This window comes from Streptomyces sp. DT2A-34, from assembly GCF_030499515.1.
Taxonomy (GTDB): Bacteria; Actinomycetota; Actinomycetes; order Streptomycetales; family Streptomycetaceae; genus Streptomyces.
In genome coordinates, this window is sequence record NZ_JASTWJ010000001.1 from 7,971,653 (window position 1) to 7,994,805 (window position 23,153).

A 23,153-nucleotide genomic window follows, 5' to 3' on the forward strand; every position below is an offset into this window, starting at 1 on the left:
GACCGACAACTCGGCGGCGGAAGCCGTTGAGGAGCTGAGGAGCGCACCATGAGCATGGCCGTGGTCGGCATGATCGCCGGCATGGTACTGGGCTTCGCCGGGTACTTCGGCGGATTCGGCGCCTTCCTGCTGGTGGCGGCCCTGGGCGCCGTCGGTTTCGTCGCCGGGCGGTTCCTGGAGGGCGAGTACGAGTTCGGTGACTTCTTCCGGCGCCGTGACGAACGGCGGCGGTGAGGCCGGTGAGCGCGGGGGCCGGAGAGCTCGGCAGACCCCTTCCCGTCGTTCCGCCGGGTGAGCGCGGGGCGACCCGGATCGCCGACCGGGTCGTCGCGAAGATCGCCTCGCAGGCCGCGCGCGAGGCGGTGGGGAAGTTGGCCGAGGACGCCGACCGGCCCTACGCCGACGTCGTCGTCGCCCACGACACCGCCCGCGTCCGTGTCCACCTCGAACTCGACTACCCCACCGACATCGGCGCCCGATGCGCCGCCGTGCGTCGGCATGTCGCGGAGCGGGTAGGCGCGTTGGTGGGCATGGAGGTGCCGGAGGTCGCCGTGCACGTGGAGCGGCTGCACCCGGCGCCCGGACAGGGCGCGGCACACGGGAGGACGCGATGAGCGAGTCCCAGGGCTCCGAGGGCACCACACAACGACTGCCGGTCATGGAGAAGACGACCGGACCCGACCACCCCCTCGACCAGTCGGCGTCGGCGGCGGACTACGAGCCGCCGCCCCCGGTCGACGGCAAGGGCGGCGGCGCGGGCCGCTTCTGGTCGGCACGCCGGATCCCGGCCGCGATCACGGCGCTCCTGCTCTTCCTCGGCGCCGGCGTCTTCCTGTACGATATCGCCGCCGTGCGCGCCGACCGGTCCGCCATGCGCTGGCGCCGCGAACTGGCCCACCAGCTCGCCGAACGCCCCCTCGACGACATCTGGGTGCTGGTCGGCGCGGGCGTCGCCGCGGTCCTCGGCCTGTGGCTGCTGGTCCTGGCCACCACGCCTGGCCTGCGCTCGGTCCTGCCGATGCGGCGCACCCACCCCGACGTCCGCGCCGGCCTCCACCGCGACCTGGCCGCCCTCGTCCTGCGCGACCGGGCCATGGAGGTCCCCGGGGTCCAGTCCGTACGGGTGCGGATGGGCCGCGCCAAGGCCGATGTCCGCGCGGTCTCGCACTTCCGCGACCTGGACGACGTACGCGCCGACCTGGACGCCGTACTCGCCGACGCGATCAGGGGCCTGGGGCTGGCCCGGCCGCCCTCGCTGTCGGTGCGGGTACGGCGGCTCGGACGGAAGGGGTGAGGGCCGTGCTCAGGGTGGTCAACCGGGTGCTGATCGGGCTCGTCGGGCTGGTGCTGCTCGTGATCGGCGGCTCCGTACTGGCCGTGGGACTGGGGCTGGAGCCCCCCTCCTGGTGGATCCACGACAGCCGGCACGACGTCCTGCTCAGCGACGCCGAGCGGACGCGCTGGCGGGACGACGGCTGGTGGTGGCCGACCGTCATCGCCGTACTCGCCGTCCTGGTCCTGCTCGCCCTGTGGTGGCTGACCTCGGTCCTGCGCCGGCGCCGACTCGCCGAGGTCCTGGTCGACACCGGCGACGGCGAGGGCGCCCTGCTGCGGGGCCGGGCCCTGGAGGGCGTGCTGGCGGGCGAGGCGGGGGGCCTGGAGGGCGTCCAGCGCGCCCCCGTCCACCTACGGGGCAGGCGCAGCGCCCCCGAGGCCCAGGTGCGCCTCCTGCTGGAACCGCACGTGGACCCGGGCACGGCCTTGAACGACCTCACCACCCAGGCCCTGACCCACGCCCGCAATTCAGCGGGCCTGGCGTCACTGCCGACAGAGGTTCGCTTGAAGGGCGTCAAGCACCGTGCGGAAAGGGTCAGTTAGAACCCGTGCCGCATCCCGCCATCCACAGGCAACATGATCCCCGTCAGATAAGACGCGGCCGGAGACAACAAAAACGCCGCCGCACGCCCGAACTCCTCCGGCATCCCATACCGCCGCAGCGGAATGCGGGCCTCATTCGCCGCCCGAGTGGCCTCCGGGTCAGCGGACATGCCGTCCAGCTCCCGCACACGATCCGTGTCGATACGGGACGGAAGCAGTCCCACGACCCGAATTCCCCGCGGCCCCAACTCATCCGCGAGGGACTTGGCGAACCCGGCGAGCCCCGGCCGTAGCCCATTCGAAATGGTCAGCCCCGGAATCGGTTCATGCACCGACCCCGACAGCACGAACCCGATGACCCCGCCGTCCTCCAGTTCCGTCGCTGCCGCCCGCGCGAGCCGAACCGCACCGAGGAACACCGACTCGAACGCGGCCTGCCACTGCTCGTCCGTGTTGTCGGCGACGAACCCGGCCGGTGGCCCACCGACACTCACGAGGATGCCGTCGAAGCCCCCGAACGCATCCCGCGCGGCAGCGATCAACCGTGCCGCCGCGTCCGGGTCGGAGTTGTCGACGGCCAGCCCGAGGGCGTTCGGCCCCAGCTCGGCCGCGGCGGCGGCGGCCCGCTCCTTGTCCCTGCCGGTCAGCACGACCTTCGCCCCGTCGGCCACGAGCTCACGTGCCGCCGCGTTGCCCAGTCCACGGGTGGCCCCCGTGACGACGTACACCCGGTCCTTCAGTCCAAGATCCATGGCCCCTATCCTGCCCCGTCGCCCCCGAACAGGGCGAGGGCGGTGTTCACCAGGCCGATGTGACTGAAGGCCTGCGGGAAGTTGCCGAGCTGGCGTTCGGCCACCGGGTCGTACTCCTCGGACAGCAGGCCCACGTCGTTGGCGAGCCCCACCAGCCGGTCGAACAGCTCGTGTGCCTCCCGCGTACGACCCGTCATGTGCAGCGCCTCCGCGAGCCAGAACGAGCAGGCCAGGAACGTGCCCTCGCCGCCCGGCAGCCCGTCGACCGTCGTCTCGTCGGTGCTGTAGCGGCGCAGGAAGCCGTCGTGGCTGAGCTCGGCGCGGATCGCGTCGATGGTGCCGGTGACGCGCGGGTCGTCCGGCGGCAGGAAGCCGACGCGCGGGATGAGCAGCAGCGCGGCGTCGAGTTCGCGGGAGCCGTAGGACTGCGTGAAGGTGTTCCGCTCGGCGTCGTAGCCCTTCTCGCACACCTCGCGGTGCACCTCGTCGCGCAGCTCGCGCCAGCCGTCGAGGTCGCCGTTCAGCTTCGGGTTCTTCTCCAGGGTGCGCACGGCCCGGTCCGCGGCCACCCACACCATCACTTTCGAGTGCACGAAGTTGCGGCGGCCGCCGCGCACCTCCCACAGCCCCTCGTCCGGCTGCCGCCACTCCGCGCGCAGCCACTCCATGAGGGAGGACTGGATCGCCCACATGTGCGGCTTGATGGGCAGGCCCGCGTCCCGGGCCAGTGCCAGCGTGTCCATGACCTCGCCGTACACGTCCAACTGCAGCTGTTTCACGGCCTCGTTGCCGATGCGTACGGGGCTGGAGCCGGCGAAGCCGGGCAGCCACGGCACCTCGAACTCGGGCAGCCGGCGCTCGCCCGCCAGGCCGTACATGATCTGCAGGTCGGCCGGGTCGCCGGCGACCGCGCGCAGCAGCCAGTCGCGCCAGGCCTCGGCCTCCTCCCGATAGCCCGCCGACAGGCCCACGTTCAGCAGGAGGGTGGAGTCGCGCAGCCAGCAGTAGCGGTAGTCCCAGTTGCGCACGCCCCCCGTCTCCTCGGGGAGCGAGGTGGTGGGGGCGGCGACGATGCCGCCGGTGGGCCGGTAGGTGAGGGCCTTGAGGGTGATCAGGGAGCGGACGACGGCGTCGCGGTACGGGCCGTCGTAGCGGCACTGCCCTGCCCACTTCCGCCAGTCCCGGACGCTGGCGCGCAACGCCTTGTACGGGTCGACGAGCGGCGGGCGCGGCTCGTGCGAGGGGTGCCAGGTGAGGACGAACGCGACCTTCTCCCCCTTCTCGACCGTGAACTCCGAGTGCGTACCGAAGTCCTTGCCCCAGGTGTGTACATGGGGTTCGCTGCGCAGCCAGACCGAGTCGGGGCCGGCGACGGCCACCCGGTGCCCGTCGGTCTTGCGCACCCAGGGCGCGATCGAGCCGTAGTCGAAGCGGAGCCGCAGGGTGCTGCGCACGGTGACGCGGCCGTCGAGGCCCTCCACGATGCGCACGAGGTCGGGGGCGCGGTCGCGTTGGGGCATCAGGTCGGTGACGCGTATCGCGCCCTCGTCGGTCTCCCACTCGGTGTCGAGCACCAGCGTGTCGCGGCGGTAGGCGCGGCGGGTGCAGGGGCCCTTGACATGCTTGGGGGCGATGCGCCAGTGGCCGTTGTCGCTGTTGCCGAGGAGTCTGGCGAAGCAGGCTCCCGAGTCGAAGCGGGGCAGACACAGCCAGTCGACGGAGCCGTCCCTGCCGACGAGAGCGGCCGTCTGCTCGTCGCCGATGAGGGCGTAGTCCTCGATGCGCGGGTGCACGCAATTGCGGGTTCCCCAAGGGTCGGTGGGCCAATCAGGGGTGAGGCCGGGGGAGTGATACGCCCGGCTGGGGCCCGGTGACCGACACGCCTGCCGGGGATCCGGTGGCCGAAACGCCTGATCGGGACCCGGTGGCCGAAACGTCTGCCGGGGATCCGGTGGCCGAAACGTCTGCCAGGGATCCGCCAGTCATGCGCTCGCCGGGGATCCGGTGACCGACACGCCTGCCGGGGATCCGGTGAGTCATGCGCTCGCCGGGGATCCGGCGAGTGATGCGCCCGCCGGGGCCCGGGTGAGCGACAAGTCCGCCGGGGCCCGGGTGAGCGAGAAGTCCGCCGTGGACCCGGTGAGCGAGAAGTCCGTCGTGGACCCCGTGCCGGAGAAGATCACGCCGGGATCGGCCGGGGCCTGGTTGAGGACCCACAGCCCGATCAGTGTGGCCAGGGCGCACACGACCGCGACGAGGACGGCGAGGACGAGCCGGCGCCGGCGTTCCCGGCGCAGCCACTCACCGCGCGCCGTGCGATGGGCGTCGGGCGCCGACCGCACCCCGTCGGCGAGCGCGGAGAGCGCCTCGCGCAGCTCCCGCTCCGTGCGGTCCGCACTGGTGCCACGCGACGGAGTCGCATCTCGATGCGTCATCGCCGGGCCTCCATCGCCTGGGTCAGGGCGGCAAGGCCGCGCGCCGTATGGGTCTTGACGGATCCGCAGGAGGTCCCATGGCCGCGGCGATCTCGCTCTCCTTCAGTCCGAGCCAGTGCCGCAGCACCAGCGCCTCGCGCTGCCGGGCGGGCAGCTGCTGGAGCGCGTCGATCAGGACGCGCTGGTCGTCGCGGAGCAGCGCGGTGCTCTCGGCGGAGGCGACGAGCTCGTCGGCCGGCTTCTCCACGTGCTTGCGGGCCACTTGGAGGTGCCGTATCCGCATCCGCGTCAGATTGCAGATTCACCGCGGGCTGGCAGAAGATCTTCTCCGCCGACCCCAGGATCGGCTTCTTCGCCCAGCGCGCCAAGTACGCCGACGGCGTACTGATCGCACTGCTCCTGCTGCTGGTCGCGGTCGTGATCGTCAACGCGGCGGTGGTCTGCGTCCGCTCGATACGCCGTCCCGGCTCACTGCCGACCACCGAGGCACCGTACGTCGAGTCCCGCATCGACGTACCCGAGCAGACGGGTGAGCCGCTGGTGGGGGTGCGGTCGTGAGGGCGGTGCGCTGGGTTCGGGCGGTGCGGTGGTACGTACGGGAACCGACGGAGGTGCTGAGCCTGCTGCACAGGGAGGAGCACCGGCAGGGGCGCTGCTGCTGAGAGTCGGGCCGGCGGCTTGGCAGCCCAGGGGGACTGGGCGTACCCAAGGGGGCGCGGGGCGGTGTGCGATCTGCGGCTCCGCCGCGTGGGCGCGACCAGCCCCCGGCAACCCGCAGCCGCCGGACGACGCACCAGCCACCCATGGCGAGTGGGCGGACCCTACACACCCACCGGCTCCGCCTCCACCGCCTTCTCCTGCCCCGCCGCCCGGTCACGAGCCTCCCGGCGGGCCAGGATCACCCACCCGACGGGCACCCCGGCAGCGAACAGCCACCACTGAAGGGCATACGCATAGTTCAGCGGGGCGTTCTCCTCACCGGGCTTCCCGATCAGCTCCGGCGTATCCCCCTTCGGCTCGGGCGCCGTCTGCACCACGTACCCGCCGAGCACCCGCGCATGGAGGCGCCCCGCCTCCTCCTCGCTGCTGATCAGCATGACCTGCCGGTCGGGCAGCCCCTTGAGGTCCTTGATACCGCTCGCCTCGGTCGTCTCGTCGGGCATCAGCCGCCCGGTGACGGTGATACGCCCGCTCGGCGGCGCCGGGATCTTGGGGAAGGCCGTCTGGCTGGGACCGTCCGCGGGGATCCAGCCACGGTTGACCAGCAGCACCTTGCCGTCCGCCAGGACAAAGGGGGTGAGGACGTGGAAACCGACCTCTTCGTCGGCGTTGACGCGCCGCCTGACGACGACTTCCCGCTCGGTGTCGAAGCGGCCCACGGCGGTCACCGTGCGGTACCGCTCCTTGGTGGTGACGGCGTGCCCCGGGGAGGTCAGCTTCTCCACGGGTACCGGCTTCGCGCCCAGCGCGTCGGCGACCAGCTGGTTGCGGGCGGAGCGCTCCTCGTAACGGTGCATCTGCCAGATGCCCAGCCTGATCATCGTGGGGATGAGGACGAGGGCGACCAGCGTGAGGATCACCCACTGCCGGGACAACAGGAAGCGGTACACCCCACGACCGTACAACTCGGTCGTGGGGTGCTTTCAGGCGGGTACGGGTCGGGTTCGCGGTCGGGGTCGGTGTCGGGGCCGGCTCACACTTTGTCGACGATCCCCGCCTTCCCCTCCTCGCGGGCGCAGTGGGCACCGCAGTACCACTGGCCCTCGACCTCGACGCCCTGCCCGATGATCTGGACGCGGCAGTGCTCGCAGACCGGTGCCATGCGGTGGATCGCACAGGAGAAGCAGTCGAAGACGTGCACGGCGCCCTGCGCGTGCACCTCGAAGGTCATGCCGTAGTCGTTTCCGCATACTTCACATGTCGCCATGCGCCACAGGGTGAGCCGTCACCGCGGCCCGGGCGAGACGGCTCCGGGCGAGTCGCGCGGCAATCACCCGTCCGTACGGTCACGGCTCCGACGCCGGTTCCACGTCCCGCAGGAGTTGCCCGAACGCCGCCTCGTCGATCACCGGCGTCCCGTACTGGCGGGCCTTGACCACTTTCGACGTCCCCGCGTCCGGGTCGTTGGTGACGAGCAGGCTGGTCAGTCGGGACAGGCTCGTCGACACATGCAGCCCGGCCTCGATGGCGCGGTCCTCCAGCAGGTCGCGCTCGATCGAGGTGTCGCCGGAGAAGGCGACCCGCATGCCTTGTTTGAGCCGTTTGCCCTCTTCGTAGCGTCCTGGGTTGGGGTAGGGGCAGGCGGGCCTCTTGCGGGACGGACGCCAACTGGTCGTCCGATAGCCGCTGGAGCCGCCGTAACCGCTGTAGCCGCCCGCCTGCTGTCCGATCCGGGGTGCGGGGGTGTCCCGCCACTCGGTCAGGGGCCGGCACTCCTGCAGCGGCAGCCGCACACTGCCCGCCGCCGCGGCCCGCAGGCTCGGCCGGAACGCCTCCGCCAGCACGCGCGCGTCGTCCAGCGCGTGGTGCGCGCGCTGCTGTACGACGCCGAAGTGCGCGGCGAGCGACTCCAGCTTGTGGTTCGGCAGCGGCAGGTCCAGCTCCTTGGAGAGCGCGATGGTGCACAGCCGCTGGCGTACGGGGGCCTCGCGCTCCGCGCGCGCGTACTCCCGCGCGATCATCTGCCAGTCGAAGACGGCGTTGTGCGCGACCAGCACCCGGCCGTCGAGCCGGGCCGAGAACTCCTCGGCGACGTCCTGGAAGAGGGGTGCCGCTTCGAGCACGTCGCTCGTCAGACCGTGGATCCAGACCGGGCCCGGGTCCCGCTCGGGATTGACCAGTGTGTACCAGTGGTCCTCGACCTCGCCGCGCGCGTCCAGCCGGTAGACGGCCGCGGAGATTATCCGGTCGTCCCGGGCCAGGCCCGTGGTCTCCACGTCAACGACCGCGTATCCCTGGGGATACGCGGCCGGCCACACTGTGGCGGAGGGCGCTGCGGCAGTACGGTCTTCGAGCATGGTCACTGAGGATACGGGCCGGGACTGACACTCCTGGCCGTCAGGTGCCTTGCCTCGTCCGCCCGTTCGAGCGCCGCGAACGTCAGCGCGTCGACCGGTCGGCGCATACACGGTGTTGCTGCGCCCCGCACGAGCCCGATGCCGGGCCAGGAGCGTCGATACGTCCTTGATGGCCGCCGTGGTGCAATCCTCCGCATGTGACCGAACCAACGCAGCCCTGGAGGCGGCGGTCCAGCTCACGGAAAAGGGACGCGCTACGCACGCGCGCGTGCGGCTCGGCTTCCTCGCGTTCACGGCCGCGGGACGGCGGGCGCCGTATTGGCGCGCGGGTGCCTTTGGGCAGTGGCAGACTCGGGCCTTCGAAGCGCGCCGGGTGCCGACGACGACGTACGGTGATGAGGTCGACCCACAACCCCCCGAGCGCAGGTACCACCGGACACGAGAAGGACCCTCACTATGCGTGCCACCACCATCCACGCCCCCTTCGACCTGCGCGTGGAGGACGTGGCCGACCCCGTGGTGCAGCACCCCACCGACGCCGTGGTCCGGGTGCTGCGCGCCTGCGTCTGCGGCAGCGACCTGTGGGCGTACCGGGGGGAGTCGGCACGGCAGCCCGGTCAGCGGATCGGCCACGAGTTCCTCGGTGTCGTGGAGGAGGCCGGCTCCGAGGTGAGCGGCGTCGAGCGGGGCGATCTCGTCGTCGCGCCCTTCATGTGGTCCGACGGCGTCTGCGACTACTGCCGCGAGGGCCTCCACACCTCCTGCGAGCACGGCGGCTTCTGGGGCACCGTCGGCTCCGACGGCGGCCGGGGCGAGGCCGTGCGCGTCCCCTACGCCGACGGCACGCTCGTCCAGCTCCCCAAGGACGCGGCCTCGGACGACCACCTGCTGTCCGCTCTGCTGACCCTCTCCGACGTCATGGGCACCGGCCACCACGCGGCCCTCGGCGCCGGGGTCCGCCCGGGCGCCACGGTCGCCGTCGTGGGTGACGGCGCCGTGGGACTGTGCGCGGTGCTCGCGGCCAAGCGGCTCGGCGCGGAGCGGATCATCGCGCTGGGCCGGCACCAGGTCCGCACGGACATCGCCCGCCGCTTCGGCGCCACCGAGGTCGTCGCCGAGCGCGGGGACGCGGCCGTGGAGGCCGTACGCGAACTCACCCGCGGTCAGGGCGCACACGCCGTCGTGGAGGCCGTCGGTACCGAACAGTCCATGCGTACGGCGGTCAACATCACCCGGGACGGCGGCGCCATCGGCTTCGTCGGTGTGCCGCACGGCAGCGGTACCGGGCTCGACCTCGGCGTCATGTTCGACCGCAACATCGCGCTCCGCGGCGGCGTCGCGCCGGTCCGCGCCTACATCCCCCAGCTGCTGCCCGACGTCCTGGACGGCACGATCGACCCGTCGCCGGTCTTCGACCTGACGGTCGGGCTGGAGGACGTCCCCGCCGGCTACAAGGCGATGGACGAGCGCACGGCGCTCAAGGTTCAGGTCACCCTCTGAGTCACCAGCGGATCGGCACGGGCAGCGCCGTCAGCAGGCCCGACAGCGCCACCACCACGCCCAGGGCGACGACCTCGGCCCGCGCGGGAGAGCAGGCTGTCAGCGGGTCGGCCGCCCGGCCCAGCCTGATCCGGGCCCACAGGGCGAGCGCGGCCACGGCCGCCACCAGGATCACCTTGGCCAGCAGGGCACGTCCGTACGCCGTCTCGGTCAGCTGCGCCAGGATCGTGTCCGACGGCATCCGGCGCAGCGAGCTCCACACCCCCGTCGCCGTGATGGCGGCGAGCAGTACGGCGGCCACGCGCGCGTAGAGCCCCAGCAGGGCCGCGCCCGCCTCCGTGCCGCCCCACCCGCGCAGGGTCCGCAGCGCGTGCAGCAGCCCGCCGACCCAGAGCGACGCGCAGGCCAGGTGAACCAGCGTCAGCCCGGAGCCGAGCAGCGGGCCGTGCTCGGTCGTGGGGTGGGCGCGCAGCGCCTCGGCGGCGACGACCGCGGCCAGCGGCCAGACCTGGGTGGCGGGCCGGCGTGAGAGGGCGCACAGTCCGGCCGCGGCGAAGGCGTTGACCTCCAGCAGCGCGAGCTTGCCGTCGCGTGACGCGTAGAGGCCGCCGACGTCGAGGTCGGCAGGGCTGTGCGGCACGAGGTTGCCCGTGGACACCACCGAGGCGAGGCCGAGGGCGGCGACGAAACCGGCGCCGGCCGCGTACGGCGCCCAACTGCGGGGTGTGTGTAGGGGAGCGCCGGGCACATGACGGGCCAGCCGGTTCACGAACAACTCGCCCAGCGGGACGCACAGCGCCGCGAACAGCACCGTACGCAGCAGCCCGATCCCACCGACGCCGGGCGCGGCGGCCTCCCCGGTGCCGTCCAGCGCGACCGACGGCCCGAGCAGCGGGATCAGCGCCGCCAGCGTCACCAGGGCGAGGACGGCGACGGCTCGGCTGACGCCGGGGCGCGATCTGGGCTCGCTCCCGTCGGACACGCCGGGGGAGGGTCTTGTCAACGTCACCTCATGATCTTCACAAAGCGTCACAGAGTCGGGCAAGTGCTGGAAAACAAGTGGTGGTACGGCATTCCGCCCCTGAGTACGTTTCCGGTGCCCCCGGTGCTCAGGCCCACCGCGCGGAATCCAGCCCTCCGCGGCTCAGACCCACCGAGCCGGATCCGTGCCCCAACCCCCCGGCGGCCGCGCCCAGTCGACCGGACCGTCCGTGAACAACACCGGCGACAGGGCGTACCGCAGCCGCCCGAGCGCGCTGTCCCGCTCGGTGAGCCAGGCATCGGGCCCGCCGTACGTCACGTTCCCCTCCGGGCCCGGCTGGATTCGGTTCGTCAGCCATGCCGCCGTGCGCGCCAGTGACAGCCGTACGCACCGGCCGTCCCCCTGCTCCGCCCGCTCGGTCAACGCCCGCAGTACGGCCGCCGCCAGCAGATACCCCGTCCCGTGGTCGAGGGCCTGGGCGGGCAGTGCGCCGGGCCGCTCGGCCGATCCCTCGACCGCGGCGATTCCGGTGGCGGCCTGCACGAGGCTGTCGAAGCCGCGCCGCCCGCTCCACGGCCCGTACGAGCCCCACGCCGACAACTGCGCGACGATCAGCCCGGGCCGCCGCTCGGCCAGTTCCCGAGCCGACAGTCCGAACCGGTGCAGGGCGCCCGGCCGGTACCCGGTGACGACGACGTCCGCGGCCGCGAGCAGTTCTTCGAAGGCGCGCCGGTCGGCCATCAGGTCCAGCGTCGCCGAGCGCTTCCCGAAGCCCGTGTCGGTGTGCTGGTCGGCCAGCTCGGGAAGGTGCGGCGCGTCCACGCGCAGGACGTCCGCGCCGAGCAGCGCGAGCGTGCGCGTGGCGACGGGGCCCGCGATGACCCGCGTCAGATCCAGTACGCGTACCCCGGTGGCGGGCAGCAGGGGCGAATCGTCGAGCGGCGGGAGCGCACGCGCGCGTGCCGTGTTCAGCTGCTCGCCCTCGACCAGCGGCCGCCGGGCCACCGCGGCCGCCTGCTCGTGCGCCGCCCACTCCTCGGGCGTACGCAGCGCCACGGCCAGCCCGCCGGCCGCGTACACGGCCTCCTCCACCTCGCGCGAGGACCGCTCGGCGAGCGCCGCCCCCACGGCGTCCGGATCCTCCTCCGTCACCCCCAGCGCGGTCAGCAGCCGGGCCCGGTGATGCGGATAGTTGGCATGCGTGCGCACCCAACCGTCCGCCGTTCGCCAGAACCGTGACAGCGGCGCGAAGGCGACCGGCGCGCGCCCGTCGACCAGGAGATGCCGTTCACTCACGAACGCCGTGGCGATCGCCCCGTCGTCCAGCTCCACCCCGGGCACTTCGGCGAGTCCGGCCCGCCGCGCCCCCAGCTCGGCGGCGGCCAGCGCGCACGCGCCCACACAGGCGCGCGCCAACTCGCGTACGGGGAGGCGAGCTTCGAGAACGCCACGCCGGGGGAGGAGCGACACACGTGCCGGGAGGGCGGGATCGCCGCCCAGGGCGGACCATGCGTACTCCAGGTCTGTCACAGGAGCTGCGTTCGTCATGGCACCACTATGCGCCGGTCAGGATCAACTCGGCCTGGTCGACGGCCGGTTCCCTCGGCCCGGTCCGACGGTTGGCGGTCCGTGCCCGCTGCCCCGCCGAACCGGTGACGGTGAAGGAGAGCCCGGACAGGAAGCGGCGCCCCCGCTCCCACCCCGCCGGGACCGTGGCCGTCACCCGACGGACGCCGCAATCGGCGGCATGTTCCAGGAGCCGAGCGGCCAGGGCCGGGCCGAGAGAGGTCCCCCACAGCGACGGCCGCAGCAGGAACAGGCCGACGGAGCAGGCGTCGGAGGGGCCGGCGCCTCCCGGGGCCTCCTCGGCCACCACCAGGATCCGCTTGTCCTGCGGGTCGGCGCCGGGCGGCAGGCTGTAGTAGAGACTCTGTACGTCAGCGGGACCCGGCGGGAGCCCCGTGGCGGCCTCGAAGTACTCCGTACTGGCCTCGAAGAGCGCCTGGATGCCCGGCTCGTCACCGGGGCCGGCCTCCCGGACCACATAACGCCGCCCGGTCGCCGCCGTGACCACCGTGAACGTCTCACTCATCTCCGACCCTCTCCCGCGTCGTCGTCAGGCCCCACAGCAGAGGAAGGCAGGCAAGGAGAAGAACGCCCGCCATCGCCCAGGGGGCGTCGAGCCCGGTCCGTTCCGCCAGCGTGCCACCCAACGCGGCGCCCACGGGCATGGCTCCCCAGGCGGCGAGCCGGTACCCGCTGGTGACCCGGCCCAGCATGTCCGGCGGGGCGAGCCGCTGCCGCAGCGACACCGTGCACACGTTCCACAGCACGACGGCGGCGCTGTTCACGGCCAGCATGACGGCGACCAGCGGCCACCACGGAAGTGCGGCCACAGCGAGATAGCTGACCGCGGACACGGCGACCGACAGCACGAGGCTGCCCCGGGTGCCCAGTCGCTTCGCCGTCGCGGCCGCCGTCCGCGCGCCCGCCAGACTGCCCACCGCGGCCGCCACGAGCATCAGACTGTACGCGGAGGACGGCAGACCGAGTCGGCTCACGACGTACACCACGAGGACGGCGTAGACGGCCTGCTGGGCGACGCCGAGGACCGCGACCACCACCATGAGGCGGCGGAACACCCGGTGCCGCCCCAGCAGGGCCAACCCGGTCCAGGTGTCGCGGAGCACGCCTCGCACACGCTGCCGCCGCCCGCCGCCCCCGCCCTGCCGGGCACCCGAGGCCCGCTTCGCCAGGCCCGTCAGAAGCAGCGCCGAGGCGGCGAAGGTCAGTGCGTCCAGCAGGAACGGCAGTGGCTGCCACCAGGCCCACAGCGCCGCGCCCAGCGGCGGGCCGACGAATCCCGTCCCCGTGATCTGGGCGGCGATCACCCGGGCGTTGGTCCGTTCGAGTTCCCGGTCCTCGGCCAGGGCGGGCACGATCGCCTGAGCCGCGCTGTCGAAGAACACCTCGGCGACACCGGACAGGAGGGCGATGAGCACGAGCACCGCCACGGGCGCGGCTCCGCCCACCACCAGGAGGAACAGGACCGCCAGCAGCGCGCAGCGCGCCAGGTCGGCACCGATCATCGCCCGGTGCTTCGGCATCCGGTCCACCAGGGTGCCGATGACCGAAGCCGACAGCCATGCCGCCCGGCCCGCCGCCGCGACCACGGCGACCAAGAACGCGTCACCGCCGGTCACCGAGGCCGCCAGCAGGGGCAGCGCGGCGAACCGCGCACCGTCCCCCACCGAGCTGAGCGCGTTGGCGGTGACGAGCCTGCGCAGCACCGCCGTACCTCCGGGGCGTACGGATGCCGGATCGGCCGACGTTCCGGAGCCCGACCTTCCGTCAGACACTGTTCCCTTTCGTCATGGTGCGGCGGAGAGCGCCGGCCGGTCGGCGCGCACGGTGCCCGACGCGGGCGTGGACGGGAAGAGGAAGCCGAGCTCCGCGAGTTCGCGTACCACGTCGAGCGCGGCACCGCGCCATCCGGCGTCGCCGGGAAGGTGCCGGGCGAACTCCCGTGGCGTGCCCTCGCCCTCGCACAGGTGCCAGACCAACTCGCCCAGCGGACCCAGCCGTACGGTGTTGCCGGTCACCGGAGAGTGCAGTACGGCGCCGTCGTCGTGGGCGGCGTCGAGCACGGCGGGCTCACGGCTCCAGCACCACTCGGCGGGCTGTCGTGCCTCGCGCAGCAGAGAACCCCCGTCCACGGCCCCGAGCATGCCATGCCGGATCAGCAGCTCCACCAGTGCCCGTCCGCCCGTACCGCCCCAGGTCACCTCGTGCGCACCGAACCACCGGGCGAGCTCCGCCACGGTCGTCCCGCGGGCGAGGATCTCCTCCGTCTCGCCGGAGGGCCAGCTGAGCTGCACGAAACGGTCCGAGTCACCCTGGTACAGGGCCAGCGCCGCGCCACCGCTCTCACCCGCCTGCCAGGGCAGGACGTACGCGGTGCAGGACAGCCGCACCCGCCTGTCGTCGGCTGCGTCGACGGAGGCGGGGGAGGACCGGAGCGCCTCGGCGTTGGGCGCCCCCAGGCAGGCACGCAGGAAGGTGAACTCCTCGACCTCGGCCAGTGCCGACTCGGTACGGGTGCGGAACCAGACGTTGCGCCGGATCACGGTGGAGCGCCTGGCGGTCTGCGCGACATCCATGGCCTGAGCCGAGGTGAGTCCCTGCGCCACGGTGTACTCGCGGACCAGCGACAGATCCTCGTCCGCCGGGGACTCGACCAGTTCGATGCCGAAGCGCCCAGGATCCTTGGCGATGGGGGAGTGCAGGTCCAGGATGAACGGCGAGCCGCCCCACGTCGCGTACGGATTGCCGTACGTGGTCCGCGCCTCGCGGATCTTCTCCTCGGCGTAGGAGACGGTGTGCTCCGCCTCCTGGAGGGTCTCGCCCGGGAAGCCGTGGATGACGAAGAGATGCGGGGCGATGCCCGCGGCCACGACGTTGCGCAGGGTGCGGTCGATGTGTTCGACCTTCGTGCCCTTGGCCATGAGGTCGAGCACACGCTGGTTGTACGACTCCAGCCCGAAGTTGAGGCGTCGGCAGCCGGACCGGTACAGCAGGTCGGCGAGCTCACGGCTGAATCCACCGGCGAACCGCGTCTCGCCGTACCAGTGGAGCTCCAGTCCCCGGTCGACGATCTCCCGGGCCACTTCCCGAAGGACGTGCAGGGTGAGGATCTCGTCGACGAACATGAACGTCCGGGTGCCGTACTCGGCCATCAGGTGTTCGAGGTGATCGACGGTCTGGGCCGCGGGCCGGGACCGGAAGGAGTTGCTCGCGAACGGGATCGAGCAGAACGCGCAGCTCCAGGCACAGCTGCGGGACGCGTACACCGGAAGGATGGGGCCGGGCGCGAAGTAGCGGTCCAGCGGGAGGTCGGCGAAGTACGGAGCACTCACGCCGTCCAGCGGGACGGGGCGGGCGGGACGCTTGACCAGCGTGCCGCCGCTCGCGGTGACCACACCGGGGACGTCCGACACATCGCGGCCCGTGTTCCAGCGCCGGACCAGCTCGGGGAGCGCCTCCTCGCCCTCCGCCATCACGAACGCGTCGACCCAGTCGAAGAAGGGGTGCGGCGCGGACCACTCCTCGACCATGCGGGTGGCGTAGTTGCCGCCCACGACGATCCGCACGTCCGGCCGCCGTCGGCGGATCTCGGCGGCCGCGGTCATCGCGGCGATCAGCTGGGTGTCCGCGGACATGCTGATCCCCACGACGCCCAGCGCGGGGTCGTCCAGGAACCGGCGCGGTACCAGGCGGTCCAGCGCCCAGCGGTAGACGTTGCGCTCCGGATCGTCCACCGCGCCGAGCACGGCCTTCGTGGACGTGGCCGAGTAGTAGAGGTCGTTGGCGACGAGATCGAACCGCAGCCCGTCGAACGCGGCGGAGACCGACCACATCGCGTTGCGCGTCACCCGCCGCGCCCACGCCTGCCCCTGTGCGTCCGACAGGGCGGACAGGTCCCGGATGATCGTCTTCGCCCGGTCGACGGCGCGCACCGTGTGGTCATGGACGAGACGGCCACGAGCGGCCACATGCCGGTCTCGCGAACCTGCTTCGCGCGCGGCCAGCGCCCGCAGCCCGTCCGCGCTGAGCAGCCAGTCGAGTACCTCCACGCTGGCGTCGTGGCAGCGCACGGGCAGGCCCTGGTCCCGCAGCGTTCCGGCGAGGAGCGGTACGGCGAGGTGCGGAGCGTAGGCGTTCCACAGCGGGGGGTTGATCAAGAGTGTGAACCGCTGGTTCATTGTCGGCCCCTCCTGGTTCGGCCCCTCCTGGTTCGGCCCGGAGGTCGGTAGCCCTGGGTGCGCGGGGGAACGGCATGCCCCGGCCGATGAGAGCCGGGGCACACCGCGGCTGAGGCAGTCGTCAGATCGCCTGGTCGTCCGCCTCGTCGTCGATCCGGAAGCCCGCACGCATCGACGGCATCAGCGCGTACTGCGCGGCGGAACGGATCTCGGGCTGGACGGTCTCAACCGCCGGGGCGTCGAAGGACGTCTCGCGCAGCCTGCTCCTGAGCCGGCCCAGCAGCTCTTCCCTCTCCATCGCATTCACCTCCCCTCATCGGTTGGAGTACTGCAACGGCGACCCGGACACGGCACCCGGCCGCGACCGGGTCATGCGGCCGTTCGCGAACCGGCCGCAGCCCTGGTGACGAGGCCCTTCTCCGCCAGCGCGGTCAGTGCCTCGACGACGGCCGCCTCGCTCTGCTCGGGCGGTGTGCCGTCCGGTACCGCCTGCCGGAACTCCTCGAGAATCCCCGTGCCGGAGCGGCCGTCGCACAGTTCGAACAGGAGCCAGGAGCGGGCGTCGAGATAGTGGATGTCGGGGTGGGCGGGCGTGTAGACGAGGAGGCTGCCCCACTCGGGCACCTCGCGCAGCCGCAGGTCAGCTGTCCTCAGGAAGGAGTCGTGCAGGGAGAAGCCGGACATCGATGCCCCTGTTGGTCGTGGTGCAGTACGGATCGGGCGCGTCCCAGTCGCCGGTGAACGCATACGCCGTGGACCGGCAGCCGCCGGCCGAGCCCTGCGTCGAGGCGCACTCGGGACAGTGGTCCTCGACCTCGCGTGAGCGCAGCCGCACGAACAGCGGGTGCTGCCAGGTCTTGAGGAAGGGCGTCTCAAGTACGTTGCCGAAGTCCGCGAAGTCACGGAGATAGGAGCAGCCGACGGACCGCCCGCGGGCGTCCACGCCCGACGCCTGCCAGCAGCAGTTCGCGTCACGCGGGTGCCAGGACCGCATGAGATGGACGCCGTCGGGGGCTGTGACCCCCTCGAGGGCGGCCATCTGCTCCGGCAGGGACAAGGCCATCTCCGCCCAGTACCGCTTGGCCCTGCCCAGGGGATACAGCCGCAGAATGCCCACGCGTCGCACACCGGCCGCCGCCGCGAGATCGACGAACTCCTGTATCTCGCCGGCATTCCGCTTGGTCATGATCATGAGCGCGAGCGTTTCGAATCCGGCGGCCAGCGAGACCTTCAGGCCGTTCAGGGTCTTCTCGAACGCCCCGGGCTCACCGACGTGCCAGTCGTGTGTCCGCGCGGTCGCGCCCATGAAGTCGACGCACAGATTGCGGATCCCGGCGGCTTTGATCCGATCCGCCATCGGCTCGTCGAGCAGGGTGCCGTTGGTCCGGAGGCGGACGAGCATTCTCGGCGAGGCGTGCGCCAGAATGTCCAGCACGTCCGGGCGCTGGAGCGGTTCGCCGCCTTCCACCAGGAGTTCGATGACACCCGAGTCCGCCATGTCGTCGAGCACCGCGTGGAACTGCTCCAGCGTCACCTCATCGGGCTGAGGGTCCGGTGTGCAGTCGCCGTAACACTGTTTGCACTTCAGATTGCAGGTCGCTGTCACCTGAAGCCACGATTTCACCGGGCGGTGCAACTCGAGTTTCGGCACGGCCGCACCACCGACAGTCGCCTCGGTCATAACACTCCCTGTTTCTGTGGCTGCTTCGCGCTCACCACCGGACATGCCTCGATCTGTCGCAGCCGCGCGGTCAGCCACTCGACGAACCTGACCCCGGCAGGCCCCGACTCGGCGGGAACGCCGGCCACGGCCGCCAGCAGAAAACGGGCACGACCGGCCGAGCCGGCCCGGCCGGTGGCCGCGTCGACTCCCTGCGCGAGCGGCTGCGGCCGATGCTCCAACGCCGTGTAGAAGGCGGCCAGATGGACATAGACATGGGCGGCGGCAAGCGCCCGGTCGAAGCTCCACTCGGCGTTCTCGTGCCACGGCGGACGGATCACCGCCGCCTTCTCCGCGTCGTATGCGGCGCGGTAGATCGGATGCACGAGTTGGATGTCGTAGAGCTTTTGGTGCACGCACTCGTGCAGGACCGCCTCCGCGGTGCGCGGCACGTCGTCGAGGGCGCAGCGATTGATGAAGACGGCTCGCGGAACCCTCCGGTCGGAGGCGCTCTCGAAGGCGCCAGGTCCCTCGACCACCCCGACGAAGGCCAGATGCGAGAGCACGGACAGCGTCGTCCGGGGAAGCACCGCGCCGAGCAGCCGCACGGCCTCGGAGACGACTTCCGCTTCGCGAGAGGTCGCCGGGACCGTCCCGTACCGGCTGTCGGGTTCGGTCAGTCCCGCTCGGAAGATCCTCTGGAACTGAGCGGTCCAGGCATCGCCGTCATCGATACGGGACAGCACGCGCACCGTGCGTCCGCCCGGCACGCCCAGTTGGGTGAAGCGTGCGTCCGCCCGGCTGGAATCGGGACCTGGCGGCGCGACGAGATCGGTGCGGGAGAGGAAATCGGCGGTCGCGTCGGCCCGCGGATCGCGCTCGCGCATGCGGTGCAGGAAAAGTTCGAGCTCGCGTCGGAAGACGGTGGGTCACCGCTGATGAAGCACACATCACTGCAGCAGTGCTTCGGACTTGATGGCCAGTCGCTTTACGGAGTTCTTGAAGACGCTTCAAAAGCCCTTTTCATGCAGCGTGATTGCATTCCGGTAAACCATACGAAGGTCAAGCTTCTGGCAATGGCCGGATCTTTTCGCTGCCGTGACCCGACAGGAAAGGGCCGGACGGCACGATGCCACCCGGCCCGATGTGGGAAGTCTCAGGACGTACGCGTCACTTGACCGCGTCCAGCGCGTTGACGATGCCGAACCCGTAGAACCCGTTGAACCGCTTGCCGCCCTCGCACACCGCGTCCTGCGTGCCGTCGCCGTTCTGGTCGTAGGACTCCGGGCAGCCCGGGTCGTCCGCCTCGGCCCTCAGCAGCGCCTTCAGCTGGTCCGGAGTCGCGTACGGGTAGTGGGACTTCAGCAACGCGGCGACGCCCGCGGCGTGCGGGGAGGCCATCGACGTGCCCTGCAGGAAGCCGTACTTGCCGTCCGGGACGGTGGACAGGATGCGGCCGTTCTTCGACGGGGTGTCCGGGATCTGGTGGAGCCGGTCGCCGCCCGGTGCCGCGATGTCGACGACGCCGTAACCGTATGAGGAGTAGTAGGACTTGAGGTTCTGTACGCCCGTGGCGCTGACCGTGACGACGCCCGGCAGCTGCGTCGGTACGTCGAAGCACTCGTGCGGGTCGACCGTCCGCTTGACCGCGGTCGAGTCGTCGGGGCTGCTCTCGTCGACGATCGCGTCGGAGTCCAGGTCGTGGTCGGAGTTGCCGGCCGACGCGAGGTTGAGCGTGCCCTTCCTCTGGGCGTACAGCTGGGCCCTGTTGACCGCGTCGACGATCGCCCGCTGGTCCGGATCGTCCATGCAGTTGTACAGCCATGGATCAACGTAGTAGCTGTTGTTCGTGATCTCGACGCCGTGGTCGGCGGCGAACACGAAGGCGCACACGACGCTCTCGGGGTAGTAGAGCCCGTTGACCGGATCGCTCACCTTGATCCCGGAGACCTTGACGCCGGGAGCGACGCCGGCGATACCGATGCCGTTGCGGGGCGCGGCTATCTCGCCCGCCACGTGCGTGCCGTGGGCGTCGTCGCTCGTGTACGGCCGCCAGGCGCCCGCACGGGTGTCCGCCTTGCCGCCGGCGCAGTTCGCGGACTGGGCGGCGGAGAAGTTCGGCGCGAGGTCGGGGTGCGTGTCGTCGACGCCGTTGTCGATCACGGCGACCGTCACCCTGCCGCTGCCCGGGTTGATCTTCGCTGCCCGGTCGGCGCCGATGGCGCGCAGGTTCCACTGGTCGGCCTCGAAGGGCTCGCTGTCGTCCGCCGCGGCGGCCGCGCTCGTCGTCCTCGCGGCCTGTCCCCGCGTCATGAGCTGGAGGGGGCCCTCGTCCGTCGCCCCGGCGGCGGTCAAGGGCGCCGTACGCGTCGCCCCCGCCGACTGGACCCCGCGCACCGTGCGTATCGCCCGGGAGAAGTCGGGGTTCGCGGAGTGGACGACGATCACGCCGATCCGCGCGTACGCGATCACCACCGTCCCGTCGGCCGCGGCGATCGCCTTCGCCACCGACTCGATCGTGCGGCGGTCCGGCCTGGTGTTGACGACATACGCCAGCGAGGGCGTGTCCGCGGCCCGCACGGCCGGCTTCGCGGGCGGTGCCGCCGAGGCCCCGGCCGGCAGGAAGCCGAGCGAGGCGGTCAGCGACAGAACGAGGGGTACGGCGAGGCCGAGTCGGCGTCTGGACCGCAGATGAGCCATGGGATCTCCACATCATCCGGAACGAGACCGCCCGAGACGCGGGTGGGCGCTCGGGCAGGTACATGACCAGTGGTGCAGAGGCGAAGCTATCCCCGAACCTACTGGTCAGCAATCTGACCGGGGACGACTTCGGAAAGAAGCCCCGGGAGTTGAACCGGTCCTCGCGTGGCGCCGTGACGTTGAACAGGAGGCGCGAGCACGATCGAGCCCCCTGTCGGATCACGCGCCGGGGCCCTAACATCGCCACCCGGCTCAAGTGATCCATGTCACTGCGAGGAACAGAGCCGTCCATGCCCGTACCCGATTCGTCCCCGACTCCCGATCCGCCCCCCACCCCCGATCCGTCCCCGTCCACTGCCGCAAAAGCGCCCGCAACGCGAGGAGACTCCGTGGCCACCGACGCACCGCCCCCCTCGAAAGAGACACGCAAACTCCCCTCCACCGAGGAGTTCACCGAGGTGCAGGAGAGCGCGGAGTTCGGTGAACTGCGCCGCTCCTACCGCTCCTTCGCCTTTCCGCTGACCGTCGCCTTCATCGTCTGGTACCTGCTGTACGTCCTGCTCTCCAACTACGCGGGCGACTTCATGGGCACCAAGCTGTTCGGCAACATCAACATCGCGTTCGTCTTCGGTATCGCCCAGTTCGTCACCACGTTCCTCATCGCCTGGTGGTACGCGCGGCACGCCGGTGCCAAGCTCGACCCCAAGGCCGAGGCCATCAAGACCCGTATGGAGGGCGGCGCATGAGCCCCGCGATGACCCATGTGCAGCTCGCCGCCAACGAGGCCAGCGAGCACCGGCCGCTGATCATCACCCTGTTCGCGCTCTTCGTGGTCGCGACCCTCTTCATCACTGTCTGGGCGGGCCGCCAGACCAAGGACGCCGCGGACTTCTACGCGGGCGGCCGGTCGTTCAGCGCCTTCCAGAACGGCCTCGCCGTCTCCGGCGACTACATGTCCGCCGCGTCCTTCCTCGGCATCGCGGGCGCCATCGCCCTCTTCGGCTACGACGGCTTCCTGTACTCCATCGGCTTCCTGGTCGCCTGGCTGGTCGCCCTGCTCCTGGTGGCCGAGCCGCTCAGGAACTCCGGCCGCTACACGATGGGCGACGTCCTCGCGTACCGCATGCGCCAGCGCCCGGTCCGTACGGCGGCCGGCACCTCCACGATCGTCGTGTCGATCTTCTACCTGCTGGCCCAGATGGCGGGCGCGGGCGTCCTGGTCTCGCTGCTGCTCGGCATCACCACCGACGCGGGCAAGATCCTCATCGTCGCCCTCGTCGGCGTCCTGATGATCGTGTACGTCTCCATCGGCGGCATGAAGGGCACCACCTGGGTCCAGATGGTCAAGGCCGTGCTGCTCATCGGCGGCACCATCCTGATCACCTTCCTGGTGCTGCTGAAGTTCAACTTCAACATCTCCGACCTGCTCGGCAAGGCCGCCGAGAACAGCGGCAAGGGCGCCGCCTTCCTGGAGCCCGGCCTGCAGTACGGCGCCACCGGCACCTCCAAGCTGGACTTCATCTCCCTCGGCATCGCCCTGGTCCTGGGCACCGCCGGTCTGCCGCACATCCTGATCCGCTTCTACACGGTGCCCAACGCCAAGGCCGCCCGGAAGTCCGTGAACTGGGCCATCGGCATCATCGGCGGCTTCTACCTGATGACCATCGCCCTCGGCTTCGGCGCCGCCGCACTCATCTCGCAGGACGAGATCATCGCCTCCAACCCGGCCGGCAACACGGCGGCGCCACTGCTCGCCCTGCATCTGGGCGGCGTCGACTCGGCGTGGGGCGCGATCCTGCTCGCCACCATCTCGGCGGTGGCCTTCGCGACCATCCTCGCGGTCGTCGCCGGCCTGACCCTGGCCTCGTCCTCGTCGTTCGCCCACGACATCTACGCGAACGTCATCAGGAAGGGCGAGGCCACCGAGAAGGAGGAGGTCCGGGCGGCCCGCCTCGCCACCATCGGCATCGGCGCCGTCTCCATCCTCCTCGGCGCCCTCGCCCGCGACCTGAACGTCGCCGGCCTGGTCGCCCTGGCCTTCGCGGTCGCGGCCTCCGCCAACCTGCCGACGATCCTCTACAGCCTGTTCTGGAAGAAGTTCACCACCCAGGGCGCGCTGTGGTCGATCTACGGCGGTCTGATCGTCGCCGTCGGCCTGGTGCTGTTCTCGCCCGTCGTCTCCGGCGACCCCAAGGCGATGTTCCCCGACGTCGACTTCGCCTGGTTCCCGCTGAAGAACCCGGGCATCATCTCCATCCCGTTCGGCTTCTTCATGGGCTGGCTCGGCACGGTCCTGTCCAAGGAAGAGCCCGACGCCGGCAAGTACGCGGAGCTGGAGGTCCGGTCCCTGACCGGCACCGGCGCCCACTGAGCGCGCCCCCTGAGCGGCCGCGTCGTAGATCCCTACGACGCGGCCGCGTCGTACGTCGTGGGATCGGGTCGGTGTCGCTGTCAGTGCGGTCACGTA

At 71.4% G+C, this 23,153-nt stretch carries 23 protein-coding genes and 2 pseudogenes; 8 read left to right on the forward strand and 17 right to left on the reverse strand.

Annotation, left to right across the window (positions count from 1 at the left end):
• The first annotated feature begins 48 nt into the window (after positions 1-48).
• Genes QQM39_RS35565 through amaP form a run of 4 tightly spaced genes read left to right on the forward strand, consistent with a single transcriptional unit; the run spans position 49 to position 1,878 of the window.
• Entirely contained in the window at positions 49-234 is a 186-nt protein-coding gene (locus QQM39_RS35565; protein ID WP_302001685.1) for a hypothetical protein, read from the forward strand.
• Positions 231-614: an Asp23/Gls24 family envelope stress response protein gene (locus tag QQM39_RS35570; RefSeq protein WP_302001687.1), complete on the forward strand. Its 384-nt coding sequence runs from the start codon at positions 231-233 to the stop codon at positions 612-614. The genes QQM39_RS35565 and QQM39_RS35570 overlap by 4 nt, the downstream gene beginning before the upstream one ends.
• On the forward strand, positions 611-1,294 hold the full coding sequence (locus tag QQM39_RS35575) for a DUF6286 domain-containing protein (RefSeq protein ID WP_302001688.1): 684 nt from the start codon (positions 611-613) through the stop codon (positions 1,292-1,294). The genes QQM39_RS35570 and QQM39_RS35575 overlap by 4 nt, the downstream gene beginning before the upstream one ends.
• Positions 1,295-1,299: 5 nt before the next feature.
• Complete coding sequence (gene amaP, locus QQM39_RS35580; RefSeq protein WP_302001689.1) at positions 1,300-1,878, forward strand: alkaline shock response membrane anchor protein AmaP; 579 nt, start codon at positions 1,300-1,302, stop codon at positions 1,876-1,878.
• Here amaP and QQM39_RS35585 read toward each other — a convergent pair.
• The 4 genes and pseudogenes from QQM39_RS35585 to QQM39_RS35600 form a co-directional block, all read right to left on the reverse strand.
• Complete coding sequence (locus QQM39_RS35585; protein ID WP_302001690.1) at positions 1,875-2,630, reverse strand: SDR family oxidoreductase; 756 nt, start codon at positions 2,628-2,630, stop codon at positions 1,875-1,877. The two genes, amaP and QQM39_RS35585, sit on opposite strands and share 4 nt — an antisense overlap.
• Before the next feature lie 5 nt (positions 2,631-2,635).
• Entirely contained in the window at positions 2,636-4,423 is a 1,788-nt protein-coding gene (locus tag QQM39_RS35590; protein WP_302001691.1) for a glycoside hydrolase family 15 protein, read from the reverse strand.
• A gap of 243 nt (positions 4,424-4,666) precedes the next feature.
• Complete coding sequence (locus tag QQM39_RS35595; RefSeq protein ID WP_302001692.1) at positions 4,667-5,065, reverse strand: hypothetical protein; 399 nt, start codon at positions 5,063-5,065, stop codon at positions 4,667-4,669.
• A pseudogene (locus QQM39_RS35600) lies at positions 5,062-5,366 on the reverse strand (sigma-70 family RNA polymerase sigma factor); the annotation flags it as partial. The pseudogene QQM39_RS35600 and the gene QQM39_RS35595, both read right to left, overlap by 4 nt.
• On the opposite strand from QQM39_RS35600, the pseudogene QQM39_RS35605 reads away from it, so the two are divergent.
• Positions 5,366-5,623, forward strand: a pseudogene (locus QQM39_RS35605) (carbon starvation protein A); the annotation flags it as partial. The pseudogenes QQM39_RS35600 and QQM39_RS35605 sit on opposite strands and share 1 nt — an antisense overlap.
• 263 nt (positions 5,624-5,886) lie before the next feature.
• Here QQM39_RS35605 and QQM39_RS35610 read toward each other — a convergent pair.
• From QQM39_RS35610 to QQM39_RS35620, 3 genes are all read right to left on the reverse strand, one after another.
• Positions 5,887-6,675 (reverse strand): SURF1 family protein, encoded by a 789-nt coding sequence (locus tag QQM39_RS35610; RefSeq protein WP_302001693.1) that lies wholly within the window; start codon positions 6,673-6,675, stop codon positions 5,887-5,889.
• A gap of 83 nt (positions 6,676-6,758) precedes the next feature.
• A complete protein-coding gene (locus QQM39_RS35615) occupies positions 6,759-6,992 on the reverse strand; it encodes a hypothetical protein (RefSeq protein WP_302001694.1) in 234 nt (77 codons plus the stop codon).
• 79 nt (positions 6,993-7,071) lie between these two features.
• On the reverse strand, positions 7,072-8,082 hold the full coding sequence (locus QQM39_RS35620; protein ID WP_302001695.1) for a DEDDh family exonuclease: 1,011 nt from the start codon (positions 8,080-8,082) through the stop codon (positions 7,072-7,074).
• A gap of 456 nt (positions 8,083-8,538) precedes the next feature.
• On the opposite strand from QQM39_RS35620, the gene QQM39_RS35625 reads away from it, so the two are divergent.
• The gene (locus tag QQM39_RS35625; protein ID WP_302001696.1) at positions 8,539-9,582 is read left to right on the forward strand and encodes a zinc-dependent alcohol dehydrogenase family protein; all 1,044 of its coding nucleotides are present in this window, start codon (positions 8,539-8,541) and stop codon (positions 9,580-9,582) included.
• 1 nt (position 9,583) lies between these two features.
• On the opposite strand, the gene QQM39_RS35630 is transcribed toward QQM39_RS35625, so the two are convergent.
• The 10 genes from QQM39_RS35630 to QQM39_RS35675 form a co-directional block, all read right to left on the reverse strand.
• Complete coding sequence (locus QQM39_RS35630) at positions 9,584-10,591, reverse strand: CopD family protein (protein ID WP_302001697.1); 1,008 nt, start codon at positions 10,589-10,591, stop codon at positions 9,584-9,586.
• 135 nt (positions 10,592-10,726) lie between these two features.
• Positions 10,727-12,112, reverse strand: coding sequence for a CoA transferase (locus QQM39_RS35635; protein ID WP_302001698.1), 1,386 nt, complete (start codon positions 12,110-12,112; stop codon positions 10,727-10,729).
• Positions 12,113-12,119: 7 nt separating this feature from the next.
• Positions 12,120-12,656, reverse strand: coding sequence for a GNAT family N-acetyltransferase (locus QQM39_RS35640; RefSeq protein WP_302001699.1), 537 nt, complete (start codon positions 12,654-12,656; stop codon positions 12,120-12,122).
• Positions 12,649-13,923: an MFS transporter gene (locus QQM39_RS35645; protein ID WP_302001700.1), complete on the reverse strand. Its 1,275-nt coding sequence runs from the start codon at positions 13,921-13,923 to the stop codon at positions 12,649-12,651. The genes QQM39_RS35640 and QQM39_RS35645 overlap by 8 nt, the downstream gene beginning before the upstream one ends.
• A gap of 12 nt (positions 13,924-13,935) precedes the next feature.
• Positions 13,936-16,326, reverse strand: coding sequence for a radical SAM protein (locus QQM39_RS35650; RefSeq protein ID WP_302001701.1), 2,391 nt, complete (start codon positions 16,324-16,326; stop codon positions 13,936-13,938).
• Between the two features lie 121 nt (positions 16,327-16,447).
• The gene (locus tag QQM39_RS35655) at positions 16,448-16,624 is read right to left on the reverse strand and encodes a hypothetical protein (protein WP_302001702.1); all 177 of its coding nucleotides are present in this window, start codon (positions 16,622-16,624) and stop codon (positions 16,448-16,450) included.
• A gap of 71 nt (positions 16,625-16,695) precedes the next feature.
• Positions 16,696-17,010, reverse strand: coding sequence for a hypothetical protein (locus QQM39_RS35660; protein ID WP_302001703.1), 315 nt, complete (start codon positions 17,008-17,010; stop codon positions 16,696-16,698).
• Complete coding sequence (locus tag QQM39_RS35665; RefSeq protein ID WP_367669444.1) at positions 16,967-18,052, reverse strand: radical SAM protein; 1,086 nt, start codon at positions 18,050-18,052, stop codon at positions 16,967-16,969. Before QQM39_RS35665 ends, QQM39_RS35660 begins: the two co-directional genes overlap by 44 nt.
• Positions 18,004-18,873, reverse strand: a complete 870-nt coding sequence (locus tag QQM39_RS35670; RefSeq protein WP_302001705.1) for an HEXXH motif-containing putative peptide modification protein — start codon at positions 18,871-18,873, stop codon at positions 18,004-18,006. The genes QQM39_RS35665 and QQM39_RS35670 overlap by 49 nt, the downstream gene beginning before the upstream one ends.
• Before the next feature lie 283 nt (positions 18,874-19,156).
• Entirely contained in the window at positions 19,157-20,686 is a 1,530-nt protein-coding gene (locus QQM39_RS35675) for a S8 family serine peptidase (RefSeq protein WP_302001706.1), read from the reverse strand.
• A gap of 389 nt (positions 20,687-21,075) precedes the next feature.
• Here QQM39_RS35675 and QQM39_RS35680 point away from each other — a divergent pair, with 389 nt between their 5' ends.
• Both QQM39_RS35680 and QQM39_RS35685 read left to right on the forward strand, forming a co-directional pair.
• Complete coding sequence (locus QQM39_RS35680; protein WP_302001707.1) at positions 21,076-21,432, forward strand: DUF485 domain-containing protein; 357 nt, start codon at positions 21,076-21,078, stop codon at positions 21,430-21,432.
• Positions 21,429-23,057 (forward strand): cation acetate symporter, encoded by a 1,629-nt coding sequence (locus tag QQM39_RS35685; protein ID WP_302001708.1) that lies wholly within the window; start codon positions 21,429-21,431, stop codon positions 23,055-23,057. Before QQM39_RS35680 ends, QQM39_RS35685 begins: the two co-directional genes overlap by 4 nt.
• The last annotated feature ends 96 nt before the right edge of the window (positions 23,058-23,153 follow it).

Bases quoted from the DNA above. Each gene is read 5' to 3' on its own strand.
- QQM39_RS35615 (WP_302001694.1), bottom strand. From the start codon at position 6,992: ATGGCGACATGTGAAGTATGCGGAAACGACTACGGCATGACCTTCGAG.
- QQM39_RS35665 (WP_367669444.1), bottom strand. From the start codon at position 18,052: ATGTCCGGTGGTGAGCGCGAAGCAGCCACAGAAACAGGGAGTGTTATG.
- QQM39_RS35595 (WP_302001692.1), bottom strand. From the start codon at position 5,065: ATGACGCATCGAGATGCGACTCCGTCGCGTGGCACCAGTGCGGACCGC.
- QQM39_RS35640 (WP_302001699.1), bottom strand. From the start codon at position 12,656: ATGAGTGAGACGTTCACGGTGGTCACGGCGGCGACCGGGCGGCGTTAT.
- QQM39_RS35635 (WP_302001698.1), bottom strand. From the start codon at position 12,112: ATGACGAACGCAGCTCCTGTGACAGACCTGGAGTACGCATGGTCCGCC.
- QQM39_RS35660 (WP_302001703.1), bottom strand. From the start codon at position 17,010: ATGTCCGGCTTCTCCCTGCACGACTCCTTCCTGAGGACAGCTGACCTG.
- QQM39_RS35625 (WP_302001696.1), top strand. From the start codon at position 8,539: ATGCGTGCCACCACCATCCACGCCCCCTTCGACCTGCGCGTGGAGGAC.
- QQM39_RS35670 (WP_302001705.1), bottom strand. From the start codon at position 18,873: ATGCGCGAGCGCGATCCGCGGGCCGACGCGACCGCCGATTTCCTCTCC.
- QQM39_RS35650 (WP_302001701.1), bottom strand. From the start codon at position 16,326: ATGAACCAGCGGTTCACACTCTTGATCAACCCCCCGCTGTGGAACGCC.
- QQM39_RS35675 (WP_302001706.1), bottom strand. From the start codon at position 20,686: ATGGCTCATCTGCGGTCCAGACGCCGACTCGGCCTCGCCGTACCCCTC.
- QQM39_RS35565 (WP_302001685.1), top strand. From the start codon at position 49: ATGAGCATGGCCGTGGTCGGCATGATCGCCGGCATGGTACTGGGCTTC.
- QQM39_RS35655 (WP_302001702.1), bottom strand. From the start codon at position 16,624: ATGGAGAGGGAAGAGCTGCTGGGCCGGCTCAGGAGCAGGCTGCGCGAG.
- QQM39_RS35620 (WP_302001695.1), bottom strand. From the start codon at position 8,082: ATGCTCGAAGACCGTACTGCCGCAGCGCCCTCCGCCACAGTGTGGCCG.
- QQM39_RS35575 (WP_302001688.1), top strand. From the start codon at position 611: ATGAGCGAGTCCCAGGGCTCCGAGGGCACCACACAACGACTGCCGGTC.
- QQM39_RS35685 (WP_302001708.1), top strand. From the start codon at position 21,429: ATGAGCCCCGCGATGACCCATGTGCAGCTCGCCGCCAACGAGGCCAGC.
- QQM39_RS35585 (WP_302001690.1), bottom strand. From the start codon at position 2,630: ATGGATCTTGGACTGAAGGACCGGGTGTACGTCGTCACGGGGGCCACC.